This window comes from Flavobacterium sp. MMLR14_040, from assembly GCF_033657265.1.
GTDB lineage: Bacteria > Bacteroidota > Bacteroidia > Flavobacteriales > Flavobacteriaceae > Flavobacterium.
The window spans coordinates 53,732-77,351 of record NZ_JAWVWO010000006.1 but is presented as its reverse complement, the minus strand read 5'-3'; the positions used below and the strand labels follow the sequence as shown (position 1 = coordinate 77,351).

Annotated in this window: 24 protein-coding genes; 10 read left to right on the top strand and 14 right to left on the bottom strand. The window is 33.5% G+C overall.

The window, feature by feature from the left end:
- Nucleotides 1-3 precede the first annotated feature (3 nt).
- Nucleotides 4-1,635, bottom strand: a complete 1,632-nt coding sequence (locus tag SD960_RS10260) for an ATP-binding protein (protein WP_413230379.1) — start codon at nt 1,633-1,635, stop codon at nt 4-6.
- A 124-nt stretch (nt 1,636-1,759) separates the two neighbouring features.
- Entirely contained in the window at nt 1,760-1,954 is a 195-nt protein-coding gene (locus SD960_RS10255; RefSeq protein WP_318802702.1) for a hypothetical protein, read from the bottom strand.
- A gap of 360 nt (nt 1,955-2,314) precedes the next feature.
- Between SD960_RS10255 and SD960_RS10250 the strand changes: the two genes are divergently transcribed.
- Complete coding sequence (locus tag SD960_RS10250) at nt 2,315-3,232, top strand: hypothetical protein (protein WP_318802699.1); 918 nt, start codon at nt 2,315-2,317, stop codon at nt 3,230-3,232.
- Nucleotides 3,233-3,460: 228 nt separating this feature from the next.
- Here the strand turns inward: SD960_RS10250 and SD960_RS10245 are convergent, their stop codons facing one another.
- Entirely contained in the window at nt 3,461-4,312 is an 852-nt protein-coding gene (locus tag SD960_RS10245; RefSeq protein ID WP_318802696.1) for an SDR family oxidoreductase, read from the bottom strand.
- A 273-nt stretch (nt 4,313-4,585) separates the two neighbouring features.
- Between SD960_RS10245 and SD960_RS10240 the strand changes: the two genes are divergently transcribed.
- Nucleotides 4,586-4,951: an STAS/SEC14 domain-containing protein gene (locus tag SD960_RS10240; RefSeq protein WP_318802694.1), complete on the top strand. Its 366-nt coding sequence runs from the start codon at nt 4,586-4,588 to the stop codon at nt 4,949-4,951.
- Nucleotides 4,952-5,064: 113 nt separating this feature from the next.
- Nucleotides 5,065-5,835 (top strand): Ku protein, encoded by a 771-nt coding sequence (locus SD960_RS10235; protein ID WP_318802692.1) that lies wholly within the window; start codon nt 5,065-5,067, stop codon nt 5,833-5,835.
- A 231-nt stretch (nt 5,836-6,066) separates the two neighbouring features.
- Here the strand turns inward: SD960_RS10235 and ligD are convergent, their stop codons facing one another.
- The 3 genes from ligD to SD960_RS10220 all read right to left on the bottom strand — a co-directional run bounded on the left by ligD (nt 6,067) and on the right by SD960_RS10220 (nt 9,361).
- A complete protein-coding gene (gene ligD, locus SD960_RS10230) occupies nt 6,067-8,664 on the bottom strand; it encodes a DNA ligase D (protein ID WP_318802691.1) in 2,598 nt (865 codons plus the stop codon).
- 137 nt (nt 8,665-8,801) lie between these two features.
- Nucleotides 8,802-9,089: a PrgI family protein gene (locus SD960_RS10225; RefSeq protein WP_318802690.1), complete on the bottom strand. Its 288-nt coding sequence runs from the start codon at nt 9,087-9,089 to the stop codon at nt 8,802-8,804.
- 74 nt (nt 9,090-9,163) lie between these two features.
- Nucleotides 9,164-9,361: a hypothetical protein gene (locus SD960_RS10220; protein WP_318802689.1), complete on the bottom strand. Its 198-nt coding sequence runs from the start codon at nt 9,359-9,361 to the stop codon at nt 9,164-9,166.
- Between the two features lie 318 nt (nt 9,362-9,679).
- On the opposite strand from SD960_RS10220, the gene SD960_RS10215 reads away from it, so the two are divergent.
- The gene (locus SD960_RS10215) at nt 9,680-10,132 is read left to right on the top strand and encodes a hypothetical protein (protein WP_318802687.1); all 453 of its coding nucleotides are present in this window, start codon (nt 9,680-9,682) and stop codon (nt 10,130-10,132) included.
- 64 nt (nt 10,133-10,196) lie between these two features.
- On the opposite strand, the gene SD960_RS10210 is transcribed toward SD960_RS10215, so the two are convergent.
- A complete protein-coding gene (locus tag SD960_RS10210; protein WP_318802685.1) occupies nt 10,197-13,460 on the bottom strand; it encodes a CheR family methyltransferase in 3,264 nt (1,087 codons plus the stop codon).
- A gap of 200 nt (nt 13,461-13,660) precedes the next feature.
- Here SD960_RS10210 and SD960_RS10205 point away from each other — a divergent pair, with 200 nt between their 5' ends.
- Nucleotides 13,661-13,969: a hypothetical protein gene (locus SD960_RS10205; protein WP_318802683.1), complete on the top strand. Its 309-nt coding sequence runs from the start codon at nt 13,661-13,663 to the stop codon at nt 13,967-13,969.
- A 47-nt stretch (nt 13,970-14,016) separates the two neighbouring features.
- On the opposite strand, the gene SD960_RS10200 is transcribed toward SD960_RS10205, so the two are convergent.
- The 3 genes from SD960_RS10200 to SD960_RS10190 form a co-directional block, all read right to left on the bottom strand.
- Nucleotides 14,017-14,175: a hypothetical protein gene (locus SD960_RS10200; RefSeq protein WP_318802681.1), complete on the bottom strand. Its 159-nt coding sequence runs from the start codon at nt 14,173-14,175 to the stop codon at nt 14,017-14,019.
- A gap of 115 nt (nt 14,176-14,290) precedes the next feature.
- Nucleotides 14,291-14,689: a hypothetical protein gene (locus SD960_RS10195; RefSeq protein WP_318802680.1), complete on the bottom strand. Its 399-nt coding sequence runs from the start codon at nt 14,687-14,689 to the stop codon at nt 14,291-14,293.
- A gap of 170 nt (nt 14,690-14,859) precedes the next feature.
- Nucleotides 14,860-15,264 carry a hypothetical protein gene (locus SD960_RS10190; protein WP_318802678.1) on the bottom strand — a complete coding sequence of 135 codons (405 nt, stop codon included), beginning with the start codon at nt 15,262-15,264 and terminating at the stop codon, nt 14,860-14,862.
- A 362-nt stretch (nt 15,265-15,626) separates the two neighbouring features.
- Between SD960_RS10190 and SD960_RS10185 the strand changes: the two genes are divergently transcribed.
- Together SD960_RS10185 and SD960_RS10180 are read left to right on the top strand one after the other, a co-directional pair.
- Nucleotides 15,627-17,783 carry a catalase gene (locus SD960_RS10185; protein ID WP_318802676.1) on the top strand — a complete coding sequence of 719 codons (2,157 nt, stop codon included), beginning with the start codon at nt 15,627-15,629 and terminating at the stop codon, nt 17,781-17,783.
- Between the two features lie 61 nt (nt 17,784-17,844).
- Nucleotides 17,845-18,324: a CinA family protein gene (locus SD960_RS10180; RefSeq protein ID WP_318802674.1), complete on the top strand. Its 480-nt coding sequence runs from the start codon at nt 17,845-17,847 to the stop codon at nt 18,322-18,324.
- A gap of 77 nt (nt 18,325-18,401) precedes the next feature.
- On the opposite strand, the gene SD960_RS10175 is transcribed toward SD960_RS10180, so the two are convergent.
- The 3 genes from SD960_RS10175 to SD960_RS10165 all read right to left on the bottom strand — a co-directional run bounded on the left by SD960_RS10175 (nt 18,402) and on the right by SD960_RS10165 (nt 20,163).
- Nucleotides 18,402-18,767, bottom strand: a complete 366-nt coding sequence (locus SD960_RS10175) for a hypothetical protein (RefSeq protein ID WP_318802671.1) — start codon at nt 18,765-18,767, stop codon at nt 18,402-18,404.
- An 18-nt stretch (nt 18,768-18,785) separates the two neighbouring features.
- Nucleotides 18,786-18,923 (bottom strand): hypothetical protein, encoded by a 138-nt coding sequence (locus tag SD960_RS10170; RefSeq protein WP_318802669.1) that lies wholly within the window; start codon nt 18,921-18,923, stop codon nt 18,786-18,788.
- Nucleotides 18,924-19,107: 184 nt separating this feature from the next.
- Nucleotides 19,108-20,163 carry a hypothetical protein gene (locus SD960_RS10165; protein ID WP_318802667.1) on the bottom strand — a complete coding sequence of 352 codons (1,056 nt, stop codon included), beginning with the start codon at nt 20,161-20,163 and terminating at the stop codon, nt 19,108-19,110.
- A 407-nt stretch (nt 20,164-20,570) separates the two neighbouring features.
- Between SD960_RS10165 and SD960_RS10160 the strand changes: the two genes are divergently transcribed.
- Both SD960_RS10160 and SD960_RS10155 read left to right on the top strand, forming a co-directional pair.
- Nucleotides 20,571-21,407 carry a sulfite exporter TauE/SafE family protein gene (locus SD960_RS10160; protein WP_318802665.1) on the top strand — a complete coding sequence of 279 codons (837 nt, stop codon included), beginning with the start codon at nt 20,571-20,573 and terminating at the stop codon, nt 21,405-21,407.
- A 4-nt stretch (nt 21,408-21,411) separates the two neighbouring features.
- A complete protein-coding gene (locus SD960_RS10155) occupies nt 21,412-21,801 on the top strand; it encodes a DUF1634 domain-containing protein (protein ID WP_318802664.1) in 390 nt (129 codons plus the stop codon).
- A gap of 611 nt (nt 21,802-22,412) precedes the next feature.
- On the opposite strand, the gene SD960_RS10150 is transcribed toward SD960_RS10155, so the two are convergent.
- Complete coding sequence (locus SD960_RS10150; RefSeq protein ID WP_115845380.1) at nt 22,413-22,781, bottom strand: winged helix-turn-helix transcriptional regulator; 369 nt, start codon at nt 22,779-22,781, stop codon at nt 22,413-22,415.
- A 109-nt stretch (nt 22,782-22,890) separates the two neighbouring features.
- Here SD960_RS10150 and SD960_RS10145 point away from each other — a divergent pair, with 109 nt between their 5' ends.
- Nucleotides 22,891-23,502 (top strand): FMN-dependent NADH-azoreductase, encoded by a 612-nt coding sequence (locus tag SD960_RS10145; protein ID WP_318802662.1) that lies wholly within the window; start codon nt 22,891-22,893, stop codon nt 23,500-23,502.
- Nucleotides 23,503-23,620: the final 118 nt, after the last annotated feature.

Genomic DNA, 23,620 nt, shown 5'->3' with positions numbered 1-23,620 from the left:
GCTTTATTTAGGCAGTTTTATATTTACGCTAAAACCTTTATCAGGTTCAGTGTCAAAAGTAATAGTTCCTTTTATGGCCAGAATACGGTTTTCCATATTTTGTAGACCATTTTTTACAATTTTATTTTTTTCGGCACCTTTTCCGCGATCGACATAATTTATAAATACAAATTTTTGATCGCTGTCAAACGTCAAAGCAACCAACGGTGCGTGGCTATGTTTTTTCATATTCACCATTAATTCCTGCAAAACCCGGTAAATAGTTACCTTTTTTATTTCATCAATTGCATCCCAATTTACTTTTTCGATGCTGTTAATAATTACGTTTGTAGATTTGCTGTTATAGGTCGAAAGCATTTCTTTTAAATTATCAGAATAATTTGCACCGGTTTCAATATCATTGTTTTCTCTTGAAATTCCGCGAACGCGCGTATAAATATGATCCAGTTTTTGAATTAGAGTTTCTTTGGTGTTTTCTACAGATAAGGGTTGAGTTTGTGTAAAAGTGATTGCGTTAAAAACATCATTTGCCAATTCATCATGAATATCTTTTGCAATTCTGGTTTCGGTATCATAGGCGGTTTTTATTCTTATAATTCGGTTTTTATTTTTGTAATAACGTACTAGAACCACAATTACGATTCCCAGAAAAACAAAGCCAATAAAACCGACTATTTTTTGGTATTTTGCTTCCTGAAGCGCCAGTAAATTCTCTGCCTTTTCTAATTTCAGTTTCTGGTTTTCGTCTTTCTCTTTTTTAGAATCGTATTTAATCTTGGCAAATTTGTTTTTAAAATTGTTCCGAATTTTGGTAATACTATCATTTAAGGAAATGTATTTTTGAGCATATTGAGTGCCAGAACCATTTGAAATTAAAAGCGACAACGCTTTCAGGCGTTCATCGATACTATGAAATTTTGTGGCGATTTGATACGCATTCTGAGCATATTCATTTGATTTTTTAGCATCGGTTTTGGCATAGAATTCAGCTAAATGAAGATAACTTTCTATACTGCCGTAAAAATCTTCGGCGTTGCCTCGTAATCGAAGACTTTCGTTCATGAGTTGAAGTCCTTTATCCGGATTTCTATTTTTAAAATAGGCAAAACCAAGATTATCAATAACTCGCGCTTTACTTTTTACGAATTTTGAGTCGTTTAAGTTTCCTGATTTTAAGATTGACTCTAATATTTCGATTGCCTTTTCGTATTTTTTTTGTTTAGTGTAAACAACGGCAATATTATTTAAGGGAGATTGCTTTGAAACGTCATCTTTAGAATCTTTTATAGCCTGATTGTAAAAGAAAACAGCATCATCATAGATAGAAAGTTCTTTGTCGGCAATTCCGAAAAAATTATTAATCGCAACAATATAATTATTATCATTTTTAACGTAAGGCAATGCTTCAGTCAAAGTTTCTTTACTGCCATAATAATCACCATTTATTTGCTGAATATTGGCCATTTGAAGCAAATTGAAAACTATATTAGCACTATCTTTTGAAAGTTCAAATGCTATTTTTGATTTGTTGAAGTAATAAAAAGAACTATTAAAATTGCTTTTCTGAAAATTTTCCATTGCTTTCTCTTGCAGAAATTTAGCTTCTTTTTTAGGTGGATTTGGCTGAACTTCCAAGGTTGTTTTTTCCTTACAGGAAATAAAAAAAATAAAAAGAAGAAAACAAAAAAACGGGGATCGTAGCATGACAGTTACTTTCCCCGAATTTAATAATTAATTGTTGATTATAGGATTTTATCTATTATTTTTTTGGCGGTGTAATATTAACCGGGTCATCTCCAGGTCCATCAGGCGGATAATCAGCTTGTATATTATTTGGAATAGAATCCTTTTTTATTTCAGTTTTTGTCTCAGCAGTTTCAAATTCGTCTGCTGTACAAGAAAATAAAGTTGTGCTCAAAAGAGCGAATACGCTTAATATAATTGATTTTTTCATGATATTAAATTTTTAAGAATTAAGCATAGGTATGGCTGTCCGGAATCGTTCCGAATCTTTGTTTAGGCACAATACCTATGCGTGTTTTTGGTGGGAAGTGAAGTGAGTAGAACTATAAAATTTTATTTATACTTCCCGGGATAAACTCCGCTTTACGGTTTTCCTCACTTGTTAATAAAACTAGTTTTGTACATTTGTTTTTAACCTGCAGATTAAAACGTTTAACTAATTTGATATCGCAAAGATGCGACGCTTACAAGCCAGTGTTTATAAGGAATTCCATGGAATTCCAAAATAGTTTTTCTGCCCCTTACTATTCCTTATAATTCCTTGAAATTCCTTTAAAAAATATTATAGCGTATGTACAACAATACAGAAGATGAATACAAAGAAGCTGTTAAAAATGAATATGAAAGAGTGAAAAACGGCCAATATTCTAGTTATTTGAGTGCTCCAACACGATCTAAACTCAGTAAATTATGTTGGGAGATATACGAAGGGAAAAAGATGAATCAAACTGATCTAAACATTTTTAATGCTTTATTAGGTTTGCCTTTTGATATTAATAATAAAAATGGATTTAAGGCGCAGAAAAATAAATTTAGACCAATTGAGACTTTCTATAAGGGAGAGACAAATCCATTAGAAATGGATAAAGTAGATCTTGCTGCTGTTTTAGTAGATTATCAACCACGACCTTTTAGTAGATTTAGAACAAGTGATTTATCTTTAGATTATAAAAAAAATGACTCTATAGATAATCCAGAACCAGAAGTAGAAGATGATGATGGAGAATTTATATTTCAAACGCCACAAGGAGGATTTGGAATAAAAGAAGAGCCACCTCGAAAAATAAGTTTTATTGAAAGACTTTTAAGGCTATTAAAAAAATCAAAACGAACCGTATTTGCTATTCTATTTACTTTTGGTTTAACAGGTACAGGTACAGCAATTTATTTAGCATTCTTTGAGAAGGACAATATGCAGTGGTCAAAAGATCATTATGAAGTTGTATATAAAGAAGGAATTGAAGGAAATCCAAATGAAATAATTGATTATGATGAACATCTTTTAGATTTTAAAAAGGTATCTGTTTGTGACACTTCCACTTGTTTTAAACCAGATGGAGAAGCAATTGTATGGTATGCAAAAATAGGAGACAAAGCAGATTTTTTTAATTCAAATGGAAATGGAAGACATCCAGAAACAAAAAAATCATTAAGACCAATTACAGAATACATCAAAGGAAAATATAAAGGCGATTGCCCAACAAAATAACGTCACGCCTTTAAACCGGACAGGTTTAAAAAACCTGTCCGGTTTAACGCAAACATAAAAAAGCGGATATACCCAATTAAGTATATCCGCTTTCATATTTTAAATAAAAATTCGAGAAAATTAGTGAAATTCGTGGCAAACAAACGTTTAAAACGAAATTCGCGACAAACAAAAAGTTACAAAGAAATTCGTGGCAAAAAACATTGCAAACAAATTCGCGACAAAAAACTAGCCCACAATTTCCCCACCATTAATATGTATAAATTGCCCTGTAATATAACTGCTGTCTTCACAAGCCAGAAAAACATACGCAGGCGCAACTTCTGAGGGCTGACCGGCTCGTTCCATTGGATTATCTTTTCCGAAATCTGCTACTTTATCGAAACTGGCAACAATTAATGGCGTCCAGATTGGGCCTGGTGCAACGCCATTAACGCGTATTTTTTTCTTGGCCAGCATTGCAGAGAGTGATCTTGTAAAACTAACAATTGCGCCTTTTGTACTCGCATAATCTACCAAATGTTCGCTGCCACGATATGCAGTAACCGAACTCGTGTTGATAATCGTATCGCCTTCCTGCAAAAGGGGTAATACAGCGTTTGTAATGTAGAAATATGGGTAAATATTAGTTTCAAATGTTTCGTGAAGCTGTTTTGAAGTTATTTTTTCTAATTCGCCCTGAGGGAATTGTACAGCCGCGTTGTTTACCAGAATATTAATTTTCTTAAAGTGAGTCTGGCATTTTTTTACCGCAGCTTTGCAAAATTTCTCATCTTTTAAATCGCCGCTAATAATCAGACATTCACCACCTTCTTTTTCGATTAAATCCTTTGTTTCAAGCGCGTCTTTGTCTTCGTTTAAATAAACAATGGCTATATCAGCACCTTCTCTGGCAAAATGTACGGCAACGCTTCGGCCAATGCCGCTGTCACCGCCGGTTATAAAAGCAACCTTACCGGATAATTTTCCGCTTCCTTTATAATTTTCTCTGATAATTTCAGGTTGTGGGGTCATTTTATGTTCATCTCCCGGCAAATTCTGTTTTTGTTCGGGAAATTTTTTTGGTTTTTCTTTTTCCATGATTAATTGTTTTTTTGGGTCATTATCAACTTCCTAAAGTACTCTCATTTTCAAAAATAGAGTAACCGGAAAAAATCAAAAGTTAGCGCAAAAGATCACTGAATCAGATTCATAAATTGATATTCTGTAAAATTTAACTGATAAAATATAAGAAAGAAAACAGACGTCTGATTTACATTTGAGTCAACGTAAAAAATGCCTGATCAACTTTAAAAAATCAGCATTTATAAAATTGACTGAATTAAAAATTACCATAATTTAATTAAAGAAAAAATGATACATCAAATTGATACAACAGATAATGTTGCTGCTTTTAGAGCATTGGCAGAAGTAACTAAAGAAGATTTTCAAAGAGTAGTAGTTCCGGCTGTAGAGAAACTGGTAAAGCAATTAAACGAAATCAATTTTTTATTGGTTTTAGATACTGATCTGGAAAATTTTACCGCAGGCGCCTGGCTTCAGGATGCCATGATCGGACTCAAACATTTGGGAAAATGGAACAGGGCCGCTATTGTTTCAGATTCTGAAGAGATTATTTCTTTCACAAACGGATTCAGTTATATCGTTCCGGGGGAGTTTAAAGGCTTTAAAAAATTAGAATTCAATAAAGCTTTAAATTGGGTTGAGGGAAATATCTAGATTATTTTAGATTCCAAAATATTAAATTCCAAATTCCAAATTGAAGTTGAGATTTTTAAGCAAAGCAGTTGGAATTTGGAATTTTAAAAATTTGAATTTTAAAAAAACATATCATGAGGTCAATTTGGACAGGTTCAATCAGTTTTGGGTTAATCAATATTCCCATAAAAATGTTTTCTGCAGTGCAGGAAAGCTCGCTTGATATGGATATGCTGGATGCAAAAGATCATTCTAATATAAAATTCAAGCGTGTAAACGAAAAAACCGGCAAGGAAGTTACGTTTGCAAGCATTGTAAAAGGCTACAAAATTGATGATAAATATGTGATTCTTGAAGATGAAGATTTTGAAGCTGCAGATGCCGTTAAAACCAAAACAATAGATATTCAGAGTTTTGCTTTCGAAAAAGAAATTGAAAGTATTTATTACGAACAGCCTTATTTTCTGGAACCTGATAAAGGTGCGGCAAATGCATATGGTTTACTTCGTGATGCGCTGGCAGCCAGCGGAAAAGTTGGGGTAACGAGTTTTGTTTTGCGAAATAAAGAAAGCCTGGCTATTTTAAAGCCTTATAAAAATGTGATTCTTTTAAACCGAATTCGTTTTGAACAGGAAGTTAGAAGTACAGAAGAACTTAAAGTTCCTGCACTTTCTAAAAAGAAAACAAAAGAAATGGATATGGCCGAAAAACTAATCGATCAGCTTACTGAGAAGTTTGATATTAGTAATTTTAAAGATGAATATACAGATAAGCTCCTCAAAATAATTAAGAATAAAGCAAAAGGCAAAAAAGTAAAAGCACCAGAACTCAAAGTGGTTCATAAACAAAGTGATGATTTATTAGACATGTTGAAAGCAAGTTTAGAGAAGAAAAAATCGTCTTAAAAAGTTTTGAGTTATGAATTATGAGTTTTGAGTTATGGGTTAGGAGTTATAAGTTATCGTTTATCGTTAATGATTAAAAATAAAAAAGAGACAAAAGTCTATATAGACTTTTGTCTCTTTTTTATATATGACATTTCTAACTCAAAACTCAAAACTCAAAACTCAAAACTCAAAACTCAAAACTCAAAACTCAAAACTCAAAACTCAAAACTCAAAACTCATAATTCATAACTAACCCTTAACTCCCAATCCATAATTTTTAATGATTTTCTGGATATTAGCTCCCTTGCCTAAAACAGGTGCCCATAAATCGCCTTTTTTCTCAAATCTTGGCAAGACATTTTTAATGGTAAATTGTGACGGATGCAATTTTGGAGTTACTTCGCTCCATTCTAAAGGCGTTGAAACCTGCGCTCCGGGAACAGGGCGAACAGAGTAGGGCGCAGCCAAAGTTTGTCCGCGGCGATTTTGAAGATAATCTACATAAATTTTATTGTTTCTTTTTTTGATGCTTCGTTCCAGAGAAGTAATTTCGGGAATTCGTTTTTGAATTTCTGTTGCCACCAATTGTGCGAAAATTTTAATCGAATCGTAATCGTATTTCGCTCCAAGCGGAATATATACATGTAAGCCCGAAGCTCCCGAAGTTTTGCAATAGCATTCGGTTTCAAATTCATCCATGACCTCTTTTACGGTTAAGGCAGTTTGTACAACTTCTTCAAATTTGTCTTTTGAAGGATCAATATCGATTACGAGCCAATCCGGATTTTCAATTTGTTTGATGGTTGAATTCCACGGATTTATATCGATACAGCCTAAATTTGCCATATAAAGCAAAGTCGCTTTGTCATTGCAAATCAAATAATCCAGATGTTCATCATTTGATTCTGAATATACTTTTTTGGTTTTTAACCACGATGGAATTTTATCCACATCAACATCTTTCTGATAAAAACTTGGCGCATCAATTCCGTTAGGAAAGCGATTCATAGATTGCGGACGATCTTTTAAATACGGTAAAATGAAATCAGCAACTTCATTATAATATTGCACAATTTCGCCCTTTGTAATTCCGCTTTCAGGAAAATATATTTTGTCTTGATTGGTAAGATGAAGCGTTTTTGAGCCCACTTTCAAATCATAATCTTTTTCTTTGTTCGTCTCCACTTGTTCTTTGGTCGTTTCTGGTTTTTCTTTAGTCTTCATAACTTCTGTATTTAAAGTTTTGGTTTTTGAAGTCAAAAAAACTTCACTTGCTTTTTTATCCACTCTCAAGCCCAGATAAACGGGATGTCTTAATCGCATATCATCCGTCCATTCTGTAAATTTAACCTGGCAGACAAATTTTGGTTTTAACCATTGTATCTTATCCCGAAGTTTTATTTTTTGTACAACCGGAGATTCCTTAATAAAATGGGGTTTAAATTTCGTGTACAAATCTTTCAGGACTTCCTCAGTAAATCCGGTTCCACATTTGCCAATATATTCCAGTCTTTTACCGTAATATTGTCCCAAAAGCAAGGCACCAAAGTAACTGCGGGAATTTTTAGGTTCAGTAATTCCGATTATTACAGCTTCTTCCTGCTGTGCAATTTTTATTTTAAGCCAGTTATTGCTTCTTTTTCCAACCAAATAAGTACTATTAGCTTTTTTTGCCATTATACCTTCGCTATTGTTTTTTGTAGCAATTTCTAAGCTTTTAAGTCCGTTTTCGACAGTATGTTCAGAATAAAAAACATTCGAAAAAGAATACTTTTCCAATAGCATTTTTAGAAGTTCTTTTCGCTCAAGTAAAGTTAAATCGACAGTAGGAAAACCATCGAGATTTAAAATATCAAAGACATAATATTTTAAATTTCCTTCGCCATTTTTAAGATAATTTTGAAGGTGCTGAAAACTGGCTTTTCCTGCATCATTTTCAACCACAACTTCGCCATCCAGAATAACTTCATGTTTTATTTTTTCCAATTCTTTTAAAACAGGTTTGAAGTTTTTATCAAACGAAAGTTCGTTTCGGCTAAACAAATGCACTTCATCCGGTGTAATAGTGGCGAGAGTTCTGTAACCGTCGTATTTATTTTCAAAAACCCAGTCAGGATCATCAAAAGGTTTGTCGACAATGTTTGCCAGCATTGGCGAAACAAAGCCTATAGTTTCTTTTTTGTCTGTTTTGGTTTTTGCTGTTTTGCTTTTCCTGGGAGCAGCTTCTTCGGATATATCTTCATCTTCAGTTTCATTTTTATCTGAAGCACTTTCCGTTTTTTTCTCCAATGATTCTAAAGTTTGATTCGATAGAACAGATTTATTTTTCTTCAAAATATCTTCATCCGTGGCATATTTGTCCTTTTTTTTAATCAGGAGCCAGGCATTTTCCTGTTTGCCATGAAGTTTTACCAAAGAAAATTCTCCTTTGAGTTTTTTTCCTTTCAAAACAAAACTCAAATGTCCTTTGTGCAATGCGGCTTTTAATGCTTTTCTGGCCGAAACAGCTTCTTCATCGGCCGTAGTATAAGTTCCGTTATCCCAAACTATAACATTTCCGGCGCCATAATTTCCTTCTGGAATAGAGCCTTCAAAATCCTTATAATCATATGGATGATCCTCGACCATCATGGCAAGTCGTTTATCTTCAGGATTCATCGACGGACCTTTGGGAACGGCCCAACTTTTAAGAACACCATCCAGTTCCAGCCTAAAATCATAATGCAAATGCGAAGCCGCATGTTTTTGAACCACAAAAATGAGGTTTTTTTCAGATTTGCCAATTTTGCCTTCAGGCTCTTCGGTTTGCTTGAAATTACGTTTTTGGTTGTATTTGGAAAGTGACATAATAAAGTATTTATGGGTTCATAGTCTGTTTTTTTTATAAGCTGTTTTAAAAAAAAAATGTACTTCCCAGTTGTCATTCTGCTATTTAATTTTAAAAACTAAAAACAAAAGTGAAACCCGGAAGTACAAAATTTATATTATGCATGTTCATTTACAATATCAGTATCAGAATATCCTGAAACAGCTTTTTCGTCAGACGATTTTTTTATTTTTTTATAAATCGCAGTTGCCAGAATAGGTAAAGCAAGACCGGCGATCATTGCTCCGGTTTTTTGGTGACCTGCTTTTTTTAAGACAGCACCGGCAATTAATGTTCCTACTCCTGCACATACCAATTGTTTAGTAGAAAAACTTAGCGCTTTGTTTTCTAATTCTTCAGGAATAATTCCGTGTAGTAATGGATTAATGAAATTTAAATTTTCCATGATTTTTTGTTTTTTAATTTAACATTTGTAAAGGTCTGATTTTATTCCATCAGATTTTATTTTCTAAATCTTTACTATCTTTTAGTATCGTCTGAATTTTTTATGTGTTTCAAATCGTTCTTTTCTTTTAAGGTTCGATTTGCAGTATCATGTCTAAATTCTTTTGCCGTTTGGCTGTTTTTATCAGAATCTATTTTTGATTTTAACAGATTCTCGACTGTATCTTTTTCAGGACAATTGTCATTATCCGGATCGTAATTCTTTTCGACCATGACGTTTCGATTTAAAATTTCTAGTATTTTCAAATTTAAGCATGCAGGCTTGCTTTTTCTTTATAGAATTTAATTTTCTAATTATATAATTATCAGGGTAACAGTTGTGTTTGCTGAGAACTTGTATAAATTTCATTAATTTAATGTAGGAATTTTTTGCGTAAATTTAGCGATGAAAATTATATAATTTTTCAAATTTATTTTGTAAAGTTAAATTTCTTAAAATTTTAAATCTTTGTATAAGGATTTTTGCTACCACAAAAAGGGCAGTAATCAAGATTGTTTTTCGATCTTATTTTATAACTAAAAAGAACTATTATGAACCAAAAGGGACCTATTGTGCTTATAGAAAATAATCAGGGAGATCGTAAGTTATTTACACAAATTTTCTCTGAATTAGGAGTTTCTAATAAAATTTTATGCTTTAATTCGGGGAATGATGCTTATAATTATCTGACAACACATGATGTTTCAGCATTTTTAATTTTTGCAGATATTGTACTGCTTCATATGGATGATAAACAAACAGCTCATATTCCGTACAAAAATTTGAGTATAGAATTAAATTGTCCCTGTTTGTTTTTTACAACGGTATTTAATCAGTGTTTTGTGCTCGATGTATATTCGCTGCCAACACAAAGTTACGTTGTAAATCCGTATACGTACGAAAAATTTAAAGAAGTTATTCGTACTATAGTCGAATATTGGAGTAAAACGGAATCTATAACCCAATATGGCAAAAGTAAAGGCCAGAAAGATTTAAAAAATTAGAAACAAGAAAGCGGTAAATTATGTTTACCGCTTTTTTTTATGTTATTGAATATTAATGTTTGAATTAATTAAACGGCAAATAAATAATCATATTTGTTTCTTCGTTGATTTTACTTGAAACTTTTATAAAGCCGTGATGATTGTTGACAATTTTTTGTACCAAAGTTAGTCCAAGACCGCTGCCGATGTATTGATCACTATTATGTAATCTGTAAAAAGGTTCAAAAATTTTGGCTTCATAATTTTTGGCAATACCAATTCCGTTATCTGTAACACAAATTTTAAGATAATGTGTCTGCAGATTTCCTCCAACTTCGATTACTTCTTCATTTGTAGGCTGTTGTGAACTTATTTTTATTTCGGGAACAACATTTTCTTTTGCGTATTTAATTGAATTAGAAATTAAATTGGTAAACAATTGCTGTATTTGATACGGAATAACGTTTAATTGCGGAATAGGATCTGTAATCACAATCGCATTTTTTTCTGCAATTACATCTTTCATATCATTAATTGTCTTCTTTAAAAGTAAATTCAGATCTGTCTTTTTAAATTCTTTTTCGATAAAATTAATTCTCGAATAATTGATCAAATCAGTAATTAACTGACTCATATTGTTTACCGAAAACAAAATACGTTCTAAATTATGTCTGCCGCTTTCTGATAAGTCCTTTTCTGTATCAAAAACTCTTTTGCAAAACATATTAATTTTTCGCAACGGCTCCTGTAAATCATGACTTGCCGAAGAGGTAAACAATTCCAGCTGTTTGTTATATCTTTCTAATTCTGCATTTTTAGTTTTGAGCAATTCATTTGTAACACTTAAATCTGTAATATCTTCAAGTGCCAAAAGAATCATTCCTTCCGGTTTTGAATGTGCAATTTTACGCGCATTTACCATCATTACTTTTTTGCCAATTCCGGAACAAAAGGTATCAACCTTAAAATCTTCAAGGGTATTTTTTTCTCCCAGCATTTGAAAAATTTGTTCTTTAAATTCAGGAATATCCCATTGACAGTCGCCAATTTCAAAAAAGGCATGACCTTCTGTTTCTGCTTCTGTTGTTTGAAAATATTTGTAAAAAGCAGGATTGGCACTTTTTATAATAAAATCCTTATCGATGATAAGCAAAGGCTCGCGAATCGTTTTTACAATCGATTCAGAATAATTGCGTGTCGAAATAAGCTGTTCCTGACGATCCAGAAGTTCATCATTTACACACATTAATTCTTCATTATTCGACTGAAGTTCTTCTGTAGAAGTTTCCAGTTCTTCATTCATTGCCTGAAGTTCTTCGCTGCTGCTTAATAATTCTTCGTTTGTAGTCTGCAGTTCTTCAAAAGCGGTCTGCTGTTCTTCGGTAACGCGTTTAATATCTTCGCGCATCTGGTTAAGCTCTTTTTCCAGTTCCTTAATTCGTTGTTTATCAGATGCACTTGCATTTAATTTGGCATCATTATCGATTTCAGGAGTAGGTTTTTTATGAAAGAGAACCATAAGGTGCAAATCATCATAAGGTAGCGTAAGTATCTCAAAAGATGCCAGATAATCCTGATCCTTAACTTTGATATTTTCTTTTATGAGGTTTTCTTTTTCTTTTTTTACTTTTAAAAGTGCGTTGCGAAGCTCAAAACTAATGCCTTCGCGTGCCATTTTTAGGATATTAAAATTCGGTTTACCCGGAGAAGGTAATAAAAACGGACTTGTGTCTCCATGAAAATGAACAATTTCTGAATGCTCATTTATGATAACACTTGCCGGCGTATATTTTGAAAATAAAATATCAGAAGCTATTTTTTTAAAATCAGTTTCCGGAACATTTTTCACATCGTAGTTCGTCGTTTTTTCACGCGCACTAACGTGTGCAGGCTTAAATGCTTCGGGTACATAACGTCCGGGAGCAAATTTGCGTGTGTATATTTTTTCATGTTTGCCCACATTTTCAAATAAATTTGGGGCATTGCTTGCGGTTTCTGATTTTCCGAGAAATAAAAAGCCTTTCTCTTTTAAGGAATAATGAAAAGAGCTCAACACTTTATTTTGTAAAAACGGGTCAAAATATATTAAAACATTTCGGCATGAAACCAAATCGATTCTCGCAAAAGGAGGATCTTTTATAAAATTGTGAACCGCAAAAATACACATATCACGAATTACCTTATTGATATGATAATGCCCGTCTCTCTTGGTAAAATAATTGTGCAGTCTCATTTCAGAAATTTGCTGCACATCCTGAGGCGTATATAACGCTGCCCGGGCTTTTGCAATGCATTTTTCGGATATATCCGAAGCAAAAATTTGAACTCTGACTTCCTTTAGATTTTTTTGAGATAAATATTCATGAAGACAAATTGCCAGCGAATATGCTTCTTCGCCGGAAGCACAGCCTGCTACCCAAATTCTTAAATTATTGTTTACGATATTATTAATCAGCTGCGGAAAAACCAGATTTGGCAAGGTTTCAAAGTACTTTTCATCTCTAAAAAAATACGTAACCGGAATCAGGAAATCGTTAAAAAGCGCATCCTGTTCGTTTTTGTCATTTCGAAGAATATTGTAATAATCCTGCATGGTTTCTCTTCTTAAAATAACCATTCGGCGGGCAATACGTCTTCTTATTGTAGGCTGTTTGTAATGACGAAAATCATTTCCCGTTCTTAAAAACACCAGATTTATAATTTGATTCAGAATGTCTTCTTCTTCGCTGTAAGCGTGATTGGTAATATAACTTTTGCGAATTTCGATTAACTGAGAGGCAATTTGTTCAGGAGCCAGTATATAATCGATCACATCGGCATCGATCGCACTTTGCGGCATTCCTTTAAAAGCAGCAGTTTCAGGCTCCTGCGCAATTGTTGCGCCGCCTAATTCTTTTATTTTTTTTAACCCAATCGTACCGTCAAAAGCAGTTCCGGAAAGTATTACCCCAATGGCAAAACTTTTATGTACCTGAGCAAGTGATTCAAAAAAGATATCAATGCTTTTGTTTGTTTTATCACTGCGGGTTCTTTTGTGCAGTTTTAAAACTCCGTCTTCGGCAATCAAATTATTGCTCTCCGGAATAATATAAATGTGATTGGGAGAGAGGTTAATATCATTAACAATCTCATGAACCGGTACTTTAGTATGCTGGGCTAATATTTCGGTTAAATTACTAGGATAATCCGGTGATAAATGCTGTACGATAACATAAGCCATACCCGAATTTTGAGGTATGGTTTTAAGTAGTTTTTTAAAGGCATCCAAACCTCCGGCAGAGGCTCCAATACCAACTACGGGAAAATCCTGGGTTGTTTTTTTTGGGCGTGTATTATCAGGAATATTCATAAAACTTAATTATTAAACATGATCAAAGGTATGAATCCTTTTACAATTAAAAAAGGTGAGTATGAAGTGGAAATCTTATAAAAATGAAAACTTTAAAATATAAGCAGGTGTTGCAATTCTTTATAAAATTTGTACATGTAAGTTAAATACAAAAATGTAGATAGTTTATAATCAAATTATTAATTGTAAAAATCAATATTATGAAAAATTTATTTTTAACATGTGCAATGATTATGTTTCTAGGAAGTGCAGCCATGGCACAAGATACCCAGAAAAAAAAGCAATCTAAAAGTACGACCGATACTACAACCGTACAGAAGACGAATAAAAAGAGTACAACGACTTATAAAAACGATCCTGCCCATAAGCAGCATACAGATAAGTCTAAAACTACAAGTCCTTCTACTCCTAATTCTACCACACGTAGAGATAGTACAGGAACAGGAGGCACAGGATCTGGTTCTGACGGCGGTTTAGGAACAGGTACTGATACAAATAAAAAACCATAATGCCCAAAGATGAAAAAGCCTGTAAAAAATTACAGGCTTTTTTATTTTTAATCTACTTCAAGAGAATCTGTTTGTTTTATTGCTGCCATATTCGCTTCTTTTTCTCTTCTTACCAAATCTTCGTCATCACAATGACCGCTACAGCTAATTCCTGCAACGCAGATAACAAGAATAAAAAAGATAAGTTTTAAGTTCAAATGTTTCATATTGTCTGATTTTTTTATGGGGTTATTCTTAGGATTACGACAAAAATATAGGGGAGACCCATCATGTTTTTACATAATTTTTTCAGATTGTTATATAATTCCCATATTTTAACCTTTAATACAGTATTTTATGTTCTTCTTCAGTCGTTTCTATTTGTTTGATTTCGACTTTTTCTTTCTTAATTGCCTGTCTCAATAAACCAAAAAGACTCATATAAACATTGGCAACAAAAACCAGTGCAAAACCGGCAATGAGATAACCGCGCCAATCATCAATTAAAAGTTTATAATCACACAAGGCGATAAAAAATATAGTGACATAATGACTAAAACAATATTCGCAGGTAAAAAGATAAAAAGCTTTTCTGATTATTATTGTGCGGCCATTTTGAGAACGTTTTACGCACCATTCCCGCGGTTCCTTAAAAATTTCTTCATGAGTTACAGTCCATGCAATGCACGATATGGGAATGGCAAGAATAAAAAGCCAGACAATTTGAGTTGTAATGTCCATGTTTATATGTTTTTAGTTTAATTGGTATGAAATCAATCTTTTAAAGTTACAATTCGTCCTGTTTTTCATCTTTATATAGTTTTCTGTTAATTTTACAGAATTTCGCATACCAAAAAGCCGTTACATACTTAATGTAACGGCTTTCGATTTACAATTTTTTTGGCATTATGTTATTCGCGAGGATGGTTTTCGTGAAAATGTTCGTCATTTTCCTCTAGTTTTTCATTTTCGTTGTTGTCGAGATCTCCATCTTTTTCAACTTCCTGATCCAGATTTTCTTCGTTAAGTTCACGATCATCGTTTGTAGATAAATCATCTTCATCAATCACACGTTCCTCATTCGGAATATTTTCGTTTCGGTTAAAATCATTTGTTTCATGATTTACGTCGTGCAGTTCTTCATCTTTATATTGAAGGTCATCTTCTTTATATTGAAGATCATCTTCCTGATATTTAAGTTTATCGTTATCAAATAAATCTTTTACCGAAGCATCATTATGTGTTTCTGTAATAGTATCATCGTGGTGAAAATTACGTTCAACTTGTCCGTAATTTTTATTGTTTTCATTTTTCATAGCAAGTAAAATTTGAAATTGTTTTAATTGATAAAGATTTCTCATATCAGTGCAGAATGTTTCAGGTCTGTAAAAATGTTCATTACAAATCTACCATCGAAATCGGTTTAACATCTTACAGAAAAATCAATTCTATTTTCATAATTAACAGTTTGATCTTAATTTATCATTTTTTATTTTATAGTTAACATTATGAATTATTGTTTGATTATCAAATGTTTAAATATTGTAAGCTTTGTAAACAATCATGTAATGGGTTGGTTTTGTTTGTAAATTACTTTTGTTGAAGCGATCAACTGTCATTTGGCCAAATGAATTCAGATCAATCACGATACTACTTAAAAATATAAAACCCATTTAAAATGAAAAATTCCACGCCAAACCAAGATCATCCAAATGATAAGGACAGAGATCTGGATATAAATAAATCTAATGCCGAAAATCAGTTTCTCACGACAAATCAGGGAGTTAAAATAAACGACAATAATAATTCTGCCAAAGCCGGCGAAAGAGGCCCATCTTTATTAGAAGATTTTATTCTGAGAGAAAAAATTACCCATTTTGACCATGAACGCATTCCAGAACGTATTGTACATGCCAGAGGTTCTGCAGCACACGGTTATTTTGAACTTTATAAACCAATGGACAAATATACTAAGGCGGGTTTTTTAAACGATACGAGTATTAAAACACCGGTTTTTGTTCGATTTTCTACAGTAGCAGGTTCAAGAGGTTCTACAGATTTGGCGCGTGATGTTCGCGGATTTGCCGTAAAATTTTATACACAGGAAGGAATTTTTGATTTGGTAGGAAACAATATGCCTGTCTTTTTTATTCAGGATGCCATGAAGTTTCCCGATCTAATTCATGCCGTAAAACCCGAACCGCATAACGAAATTCCGCAGGCAGCATCTGCACACGATACTTTTTGGGATTTTATTTCGCTAATGCCAGAATCCATGCACATGATTATGTGGGTAATGAGCGATCGCGCAATACCAAGAAGCCTGCGAATGATGGAAGGTTTTGGCGTCCATACTTTTAGATTTGTAAATGATAAAAACGAATCTCATTTTGTAAAATTTCATTGGAAACCAAAATTAGGAACCCATAGTGTTTTATGGGATGAAGCACAAAAAATATCCGGTAAAAACTCTGATTTTCATAAACAGGATTTATGGGAAGCCATAGAATCAGGAAATTTCCCCGAATGGGAATTAGGAGTGCAGATTATTCCGGAGAAAGACGAACATATTTTTGATTTTGATTTACTGGATCCAACTAAATTAGTTCCCGAAGAACTTGTTCCGGTAACGATTATTGGTAAGATGACATTAAATAAAAATCCCGATAATTTCTTTGCAGAGACAGAACAGGTTGCTTTTCATCCCGGACATGTTGTTCCCGGAATTGATTTTACAAATGATCCTTTATTACAAGGACGTTTATTTTCTTATACAGATACGCAATTGTCAAGATTAGGAAGTCCGAATTTTCATGAAATCCCCATTAACCGCACCATTGCGCCAATGCACAATAACCAGCGTGATGGACATATGCGTCAGGAAATTGCAACAGGCAGAGTAAGTTATCACCCAAATTCATTAGGAGGAGGATGCCCGTTTCAGGCAAAAATAGACGAAGGGGGATTTGCAAGTTTTAACGAGCGAATCGATGCGCATAAAGTTCGCGACAGAAGTGCGAGTTTCTCAGATCATTTTAGTCAGGCAACGCTTTTTTACCAAAGTCAGACCGATACAGAACAAGAACATATTATTAAAGCTTTGACTTTTGAATTGGGAAAAGTAGAAACAGTTGCCATTAGAGAAAGAATGCTTGGTTTGCTCTCGCGTGTAGATCAGATTTTGGTAAGTAAAGTGGCCAAAGGATTAGGATTGAAAGTTCCCAAAGAACTTGAAAAACCCCTTAATCATGGAGTAGGAGCAGATGCCGACCCAAATAAATACGAGCCGACTTTTGTAAAAAGACCCACAGAAACTTCTGATGCTTTAAGTATTTTAAAAAGTGAAACCGGTAAAGATTCTATTGTAACAAGACAAATTGCTTTTTTATGTGCAGATGACGTAAATGCGGCATCGGTAAGCAATATGAAAACAGCTTTAAAAAAGGCCGGAGCGGTTGTAAAAATTATAGCGCCGCATTTAGGAACCATAGTTTCTGAAGAAGGTTCAGAAATTCCGGTTGATCAAAGTTACCTAACGGCGGCTTCTGTACTTTTTGATGCTGTATTTGTACCCGCCGGAAAAGGAATTTTAAGTTTAAGGAACAATGGCGATGTCAAAGAATTTCTTACCGATGCTTACAAACATTGCAAATTTATTGCTGCCGAAGGTCAGGGAATAGAAATACTTCCGTTTGTTAATAATAATGATTCCGAAAAACCCATTAGAGACGTTGGTATTTTGGTAAGCGATCAAATAGGCGATGAATATTTATCGGCTTCTTTTATTGATGCATTAGCCAAACATCGTTTTTGGGAAAGAGAAGCGAATTTGTAATTTACAGTAAACTGAAACTAAATTATTTTGACATGTATTAACTTTAAAACGACTCAATAATATGCCAAGTGAAAAAGTAATACAGTGCTGCCAGGCACTAATAGACAAAAAATGGACGATAAGTTTTGTAGAAAGCGCATCGGCAGGAAAACTGTGTAATGAATTTTCTACCGTTATTAATTCAGGACAAATCTTAATTGGCGGCCTGGTTTGTTATCATGTGTCGATGAAAGAAGATTTACTTTTGATACCAAAGGGAACTATCGAACAACATACGGCAGAATCTGCCATTGTAACAAAATTAATGGCGCAGAATTTCCATCGTTTTGTTACTTCGGATATTTGTGTGGCCTTAACAGGATTAGCAAGTCCCGGAGGAAGCGAAACTCCCTCAAAGCCCGTTGGAACTATTTTTGTACATATTATTTTTCCGGATAAAGAAATAGCAAAGAGATTTAAATTCGACGGAAATCCGGAACAAATTATCGCACAGGCCGTAGATGCAGTTGCCAATTTGGTCTATGAAGAGACTCAGCTTTAAGAAGTTTTATAAAAACAAAAAACCGTTAGTTTTTGCTAACGGTTTTCTTATGTTTTTAACGTAAAGAAGGTAAAGTTTTATTCAACTCTAAATTTGCCATTTCCTGATAAATCTGCATCTCGAAACAAGTCTTCTTCTTCCTCTTCTTCATAAATATCATTTTCTTCTTCATCATAATAGTCCTCAAGCTTTTGGTCTGCTTCTTCCTGATTTTCATCATTTGTAATAGCATCGTCCTGATTGATAATTTGTTCTTCTTCATCAGGGTTTTTAGCAAATCTTGGGTGATGGCTGTCTGTTTGGCTATAAATACTCAAATCATCTTCCAGGTCCCAATATCCAAACTCTTGTATGCTTCGTTCTCTGGCGCTAATCGTAACTTTTTCTGAATTATGAAAATTACGGTCGCGACGACCGTAATCTTCTCTTTTTTCTATTTTCATAATACTATTTTTATGAAATTAATTTTTTTTAGAATTCGCTTTTTTGTCTGTTGCAGACTTCGCATTGGTTTTCGAAGTAGTAGATTTTATATCAGATTTTTTGTCCGACATTTTTGCACCTGTAGTGCTGCTGGTTCTGTGATTTGAAGTATTCATAATAATAAGGTTTAAAATAATTAGTATTACAAATTTACCTCCTATGTTTTTTAAATATTTACACAAAAAGGCTTTCATAATTTCATAATTTACAGGTTGTTATAAAATAAGATGCACTTCAAAAAATAGCTGAAGTGCATCTTGTTAAGTAAATTATTGTAATTAATTTCGAATTAGAGTGTATTTAAAGCCTGCTTTTCAAGTCATCCAGCTGGTTCTTTAAATTGATACCTTTCACAGTTTTAAATTTGTTTTTTGTGTTTGATGTTTCAATTAAAGTCGGAATTTCTATTTCAATAACAGTTCCGGATTTGAGCTTAGAATCCATTACAAACGAACCTTTTAAATTGTGAATTCGGGTTTCCAAATTAATATAACCAAATCCCATCATATAATTTTTAGTATGAAATTCAGTGCCATTGTCTTTAAATAAAAGGCACAAATCGTCTTCAATAAGGTTAATCTGAATTTCGATTTGTGAAGCTTTTGCATATTTGATTGTATGGTTTAAAAGCTCGTGAACTATTTTAAAGACTTCCATTTGAATCAGTTCATTGACAGAATTGATTTCTTTTTTCGGATAAGCAATAAACGAAATTTTTAATTGGCTCGCATTACTTAAATTGATGATATACGTTTCTAAAACTTCGCAAAATTTATCAGGACTAAATTTCTTGGGAACCAAAGAATTAGATAAGTTTCGTACTAGTTTATAAGTTTCTTCCAGTTGCCCATTAATCTTTGTAATGTTTCTCAAATTACTATTATTGAGATGATTTAGCTGGAGTTTTACAGCAGCTAAATTTTTACCAATCGTATTGTATATTTCCCGGGAAATATGTTCACGTTCTTTTTGCTGGCCATCAATCCAGGCTTTAATTAGATTTAATTCCTGTTCTTTTAGCAGACTGTCTATTTTTTGAGAATTAATTTCTTCTTGTTTGCTGTTTAACAAACGTTGTGCGCTTAAACTCCTGTAAGTTTGAAATAAAAGCCCGGAAATCAGCATCAGGAGGGATAAAAAAGTAATTATGATAAACAATTGTGTATCCTGTTTTTCATTTATTGCAAGCAGAAAGTTTTTGACAGAAGTACTTACAGCAGTATTAAAAATGATAGAAGAATGTGAACTGTGAAATGAAGATGAAATAAGCGTTTTTGTACTTACTGTTTGCGCCTGCAAACCAATTGATACAAATAAAAACAACAATAAATAAAGCCTTTTAAAACAAAGTACCATACATTTTAGTTTTATAAATCAATAATAAAATTACTACAGTTAAAGTCTTGTAAATTTGGGGTTTATAAGATTAACGCAACTTTTTTTTGCGGCTTAAAATTAGTGTAAAACAATTAAAACAGTATCGTTTTTGCTGATTTTTTTTAAATCGGATTATCTGCATTTCTAAACTCAAAATGCAGTATTTATTTCATTTTTAATAAATTATATCATCAAATCGTTTTTTTCGTAATCAAATGCCTATTTTTTACGTTTTTAAAAATTTTTAAGGCATTTTTAAGTTGTAGTTATTTAATTGAAAAACAAGCAGTTTAAAATAAATGTGAGCTTTTTATTATAATATTGAAAAGTATAATACCGCAATAGCCAATATGTATTCGTAAATTAGTAGCCAAATAATATACCACATGACAGTACTTACATTTACCCTGATTATGATTCTCGGGGCTTTTTTAGCCGGTTTTATAGGTTCATTATCAGGACTGGGCGGCGGAATAATTATCATACCACTTTTAACCGTTGTGCTTGGGGTCGATATTCATTACGCTATTGGAGCGGCTTTAGTTTCGGTAATTGCAACTTCGTCGGGATCTGCGGCGGCATATGTAAAAGAAGGAATAACGAATATGCGTTTGGGAATTTTTCTCGAAATCGCCACCACAATTGGCGCAGTTGGCGGGGCATTACTTTCTACTATTGCACCAACTTCATTCATAGCCGTTTTATTCGGATTGACTTTAATTTTCTCGGCTATAAATTCTTTAAGAAAAAAAGAAGAACATATTGTTCTCGAATCAAGCCCTTTAGCAAAAAAACTTCATCTGCAGGGAACATATCCTACACACGACGGGCAAGTTGTACATTACGGAACCAAAAATGTAATTGGCGGTTTCAGCATGATGGGACTTGCCGGAATGATGTCTGGTTTATTGGGCATAGGTTCAGGAGCTTTTAAAGTTATTGCAATGGACAATATTATGCGAATTCCGTTTAAGGTTTCTACCACAACCAGCAATTTTATGATGGGCGTTACCGCAATGGCAAGTTCTGTAATCTATATTCAAAAAGGATATATCGAACCCGGAATTTGTATGCCGGTTGTAATTGGTGTATTATTTGGCGCCATGGCCGGAGCAAAAATATTGGTAAAAACAAACCCTAAAAAACTGCGCATCTTTTTTGCCTGCCTGATTTTTGTATTGGCAATAAACATGATTTATAACGGAATTAATGGAAAAATCTAAAACTATGACACAAGAAAAATTTGGAGAAAAAGATTTTCAAACCATTATAGGTAATTTATTGCGCTACGGTGTATGGATTTCATTATCAGTAGCTTTTGTTGGCGGAATTGTTTATTTGATGCACCACGGAAGCGACATCGAAGATTATTCGGTATTTAAAGAAAACGACAGAAATATTTTTGAAGTATTTGCCAATGTTTACAGCGGAGTCATTCACGGAAGCGGAGAATCGATCATCTTTTTTGGAGTAATATTGTTATTTCTTACGCCGGTATTTCGTGTTTTACTTTCGCTGTTTTCTTTTCTTTTAGAGAAAGATTATCTGTATGTTACGATTACTGCGATTGTCATCGGAATAATTATCCTAAGTATTTCATTTGGATTTTCGCATTAAGAAAAATTTTAGAATTTAGAGTGTAGATTTTAGAATTGAAATTTGGAATTTAATCAGGAGCTAATCCCGCTATCCGTTCCAATCTTTTGTGGCGAACCCCGCCACAAAAGGATTTCCACTTCTATCGGGGCTAGGGCACTCGTTTTCATAAGAGTCTTTTTGTCTAGTTTGTTATTCCGAGGAACGAGACTCAAGCGATAGCGAACAGACGAAGTAAATCTCCGCAAGAAACTCTGCAAAGATTGGCCATTCTAATTACAAATGATGGATTAAAATCCATCCCTACAATATGTTGCGTTCCTCCGGAACTCTATATAAAATTCCAGAGGAATGATTTACTTTGCGTTCAAGGGATTTTAATCCCTTGAACGCAAAGTAACCCCAATATTGTCATCCCGTAAATCCAATCTTAGTAGGTTACGAGTGTGAGAGTTTAAAACAACAAAGATTTTAGATTTTTATTTCACGCAGATTTGGCAGATTTGAACAGATTTAGATTTCGATAATAATCTGCGTGCATCTGCTAAAATCTTTTTAAAATCTGCGTGAAAAAATATGAAGTGAAACGCTTTTTTTTTGAGATAGTTATGAGAAAGATTCTCAATTTTTAATTATTTCCCAATAATTTCTTTGCGGTGTAATTTCCCCCAGTCTTTCAATGCCATAATCACATGAGTAAGCGATTGGCTGTGTTCGGTTCGCGCATATTCAACCGTTGGCGGAAACGTGTCATAAACCGTTCTCGTTACCAATTTATTTATCTCAAGATCTTTAAGTTCTTTCGAAAGCATTTTGTCGGTAATTCCGTTAATGTCTTTCGAAATTTCCTTAAATCGTTTTGGTCTGTCAGACAAAGCGATTAATATCGGTAATTTCCATCTTCCGTTTAAAACTTCCAATGCGTCTCTTACAGGCAATAATGCGGCCATGCATTCCTGTGGTCTATGGGCAAATTCTTTTATTTCGTCGTTTTTTATCATACCAATTGCGTTACTATCCTCAAGGATAGCGCTATCCTCGGGGATAGTACTATAAAAGGGATAGTAAATGTATATAAGTTTGTATCATAAAACAAATTAATAAATAATCATGAGCAAAAAAATTCTGAATATAACTTCAAGTCTAAAAGGAGATGCATCGTTTAGCATTAAATTATCAAACGCCATTCTGGAAAAACTGGCAGCAGAATATCCGGAAAGTCAGGTAAAAACATCTGATCTTTCTAAAGTGCCTTCACCATATTTGAGCGGATTGGATTTGGCTGCATTTTACACACCTGCAGAAGCACATACAGCAGAACAGCAAGAAACTGTTAAATACTCCAACGAAGCGATAACAGATTTATTAGAAGCCGATGTTATTGTAATTGGAGTACCAATGTACAATTTCGGAATTCCCGCAGTTTTAAAAGGATGGATTGATCAGGTGGCAAGGGCAGGGGCAACATTCAGTTATGCTGATGGATCACCAAAAGGATTGGTAACGAATAAAAAAGTGTATTTGTCAATTGCTTCAGGAGCGATATTTTCTGATGGTCCGTACAAAGCATACGATTTCTCAGAACCGTATTTACGCGCCGTACTTGGCTTTCTGGGAATGACAGATATTACCGTTTTTCGTGTAGAAGGAACTGCAATTCCTGATTTTGCCGAAAATGCTTTACCAAAAGCATTAGCAAGCGTTGAAGAATATTCGTTTTAAGAATAAAAAAATCCAGACAAACGTCTGGATTTTTTATTTAACAAAAATTAAGGGTAAAAATTTTTTCACGCAGATTTGGCAGATTGAGCAGATTTAATTTTGATGATTATCTGCTTAC